Below are 2,397 nucleotides of genomic sequence, written 5' to 3'. Positions count from 1 at the left end.
AAATTTGATACACCATTAGAAATGATGGACAAAATTTTGTTTAACACAGAAGTTGCGTTTATTACTTGAATCTAGCTTTATAAGTTTTTATAAAAATATAATTACTAAAGAATTTTTCAATTTTCAACCAAATTTTATAAGTAAGAAAAGCTATTTTAACACACTAAAGGTTATTTTTAAGTAAGTATGCATTAAATGCTTGTAAAATTATGCTTTTTTTTATTTCTTTATATAAATGCAAATATCTATGGGCAAACCAACTACTCCTTTTAGTCAAGCTGAATTAATTCCGCAGGAAGAAACCCTAGAGATTCAAAAATCGAAAGGCAAATTATACATTGGTTTGCCAAGAGAAACTTCCTACCAAGAAAAGCGAGTTTGCCTAACTCCAGATGCCGTAGCCGCAATTACAGCGCATGGGCACCGCGTACTTATTGAAAGCAATGCTGGCATTGACGCTAACTTTAGCGACAAAGATTATAGCGAAGCCGGCGCAAAAATTACCAAAGACACCGCAAAAGTATTTGCCTGTCCCATTCTTCTTAAAGTAGAACCGCCTTCGTTTGAAGAATTAAAATTGATGAATCCTCAAAGTATTCTCATTTCTGCACTGCAACTCAAAACCCAATGCAAAGAGTATTTTCAGAAACTAGCCGAAAAACGCATTACCGCTTTAGCTTTTGAATTTATAAAAGACGAAGATGGCAGCTATCCTGCTGTTAGAGCATTAAGTGAAATTGCAGGAACCGCATCGGTATTAATAGCTTCAGAGTTACTGGCGAATCCTTTGGGCAGCGGACTTATGTTTGGAAACATTAGCGGAGTTCCTCCCGTAGAAGTAGTCATTATTGGCGCAGGTACTGTGGGAGAGTTTGCAGGAAGATCTGCGCTTGGCTTGGGTGCAAATGTAAAAGTATTTGATAATTCGCTGACCAAATTAAGAAAAATTCAGAGCAATTTAGGAAGACCTTTATATACGTCCACGCTACAACCTAAAAATCTAACCAAAGCGCTAAAACGAGCAGATGTGGTAATTGGAGCTGTAAGAGGAAATGACCGCTCCCCTATTATCGTTACCGAAGATATGGTAGAATCTATGAAGAAAGGATCTGTGATTATTGATGTAAGCATTGATATGGGAGGCTGTTTTGAAACTTCAGAAGTTACTTCTCACGATAAGCCCACACAGATTAAACATGATGTAATTCATTACGGAGTGCCTAATATTCCTTCCAAATACTCTCGAACTTCTTCTATTTCCATCAGTAATATATTTACACCTTCCCTATTACATATTGCAGAATCTGGCGGTTTGGAAAATACATTAAGATTTGACCGTGGTTTAAGAAATGGATTGTATTTTTACCATGGCATTTTAACCAACAAATCAGTTGCAGATTGGTTTAACCTTTCATATAGGGACATCAATTTGCTTATTTTTTAAATCAATATGAAGTTAGCAGCAAGGCTTGCCTACTACTCGGTAGGTTTTTTTATAGGTATTATCATTCTTATGTTTTTCCTTAGCGGAAAAAAAACCTCTTGTGATTACGGTCCAGATGCACGAGTCTTAAAGAACCTAAGAATTAAGGACAAAAACTATCAGCCCGAGGCTCTTTTATTTTTGAAGGAAAATCAAATGGACTCCACCGCAGTAGAAAAAGTATTAAATTCTGGTGATGTCGACTTTTCTAACAGCAATACCCAACTCGATTCTTGTAAGGTTTATGCTGTAAAAGGCGAAGTAAATGAAAAAATGCTCTTTATGAGGATAGAAAACTGTGATAATCAAGCCACTATTCAAGAAATAAGCTTTCAGAAAGATTAAGAATAAAATAGTTCTAAAAGTCTTTAAAATTTTATTCTTTTTTTTATTATTGCTATTGAAAAACAAAAAAGAGTCGTTTTTATGAAAAGAGTAATAGTTGATTACAAAAAATTGACGCCAGAAATTTTAGGCCTATTGGTAGAAAAATATCCCGATGGTTATGATGATGACCATATCATCACGTTTAAAAATGCTAAAAACGAAACTATAGAAGCTGTAGAGGTGAAAACTGAAGATTGTATCTATTTGGTAAAAGTAAGTACGCGTTTAGAAAATACCATGGCGAATTATGAAGAGGACGATTATGAGGATGAGGATTTAAACGAGCCTATTGAAGAAATCAACGCCAACGACAAGAAACTTCTAAAAGAAGATCTGGATAACGACGCGGAAGAAGATGATGAGGATGACGACAAAGAAGAAGAATAACCTATATTAGAATTATACAAAAAAAGCCTTTCCGTTTTCACGGAAAGGCTTTTTTATTTATATAAAATGTCCCGTCCTAAAATAGCGATACACAAAAACCGGGTGTATATGAAAACATCAGAAAAGAGTGGGTACCAGAA

At 35.0% G+C, this 2,397-nt stretch carries 3 protein-coding genes; all 3 read left to right on the top strand.

Features of this window, described 5'->3' with window-relative positions; translation table 11 throughout:
- Positions 1-247 precede the first annotated feature (247 nt).
- Positions 248-1,444, top strand: a complete 1,197-nt coding sequence (locus RBU60_RS14105) for an alanine dehydrogenase (RefSeq protein ID WP_308865710.1) — start codon at positions 248-250, stop codon at positions 1,442-1,444.
- A 6-nt stretch (positions 1,445-1,450) separates the two neighbouring features.
- Entirely contained in the window at positions 1,451-1,828 is a 378-nt protein-coding gene (locus tag RBU60_RS14100; protein WP_308865709.1) for a hypothetical protein, read from the top strand.
- Positions 1,829-1,909: 81 nt separating this feature from the next.
- Positions 1,910-2,257: a hypothetical protein gene (locus RBU60_RS14095; protein ID WP_308865708.1), complete on the top strand. Its 348-nt coding sequence runs from the start codon at positions 1,910-1,912 to the stop codon at positions 2,255-2,257.
- Positions 2,258-2,397: the final 140 nt, after the last annotated feature.

This window comes from Mesonia profundi, from assembly GCF_031085155.1.
Lineage (GTDB): Bacteria > Bacteroidota > Bacteroidia > Flavobacteriales > Flavobacteriaceae > Mesonia > Mesonia profundi.
The sequence above is the reverse complement of the archived record's forward strand: the minus strand, read 5'-3'. Positions and strand labels throughout refer to the sequence as shown.

What these genes read in the sequence shown, in the direction of transcription:
- RBU60_RS14105 (WP_308865710.1), top strand. Translation starts at nt 248, where the DNA reads ATGGGCAAACCAACTACTCCTTTTAGTCAAGCTGAATTAATTCCGCAG.
- RBU60_RS14100 (WP_308865709.1), top strand. Translation starts at nt 1,451, where the DNA reads ATGAAGTTAGCAGCAAGGCTTGCCTACTACTCGGTAGGTTTTTTTATA.
- RBU60_RS14095 (WP_308865708.1), top strand. Translation starts at nt 1,910, where the DNA reads ATGAAAAGAGTAATAGTTGATTACAAAAAATTGACGCCAGAAATTTTA.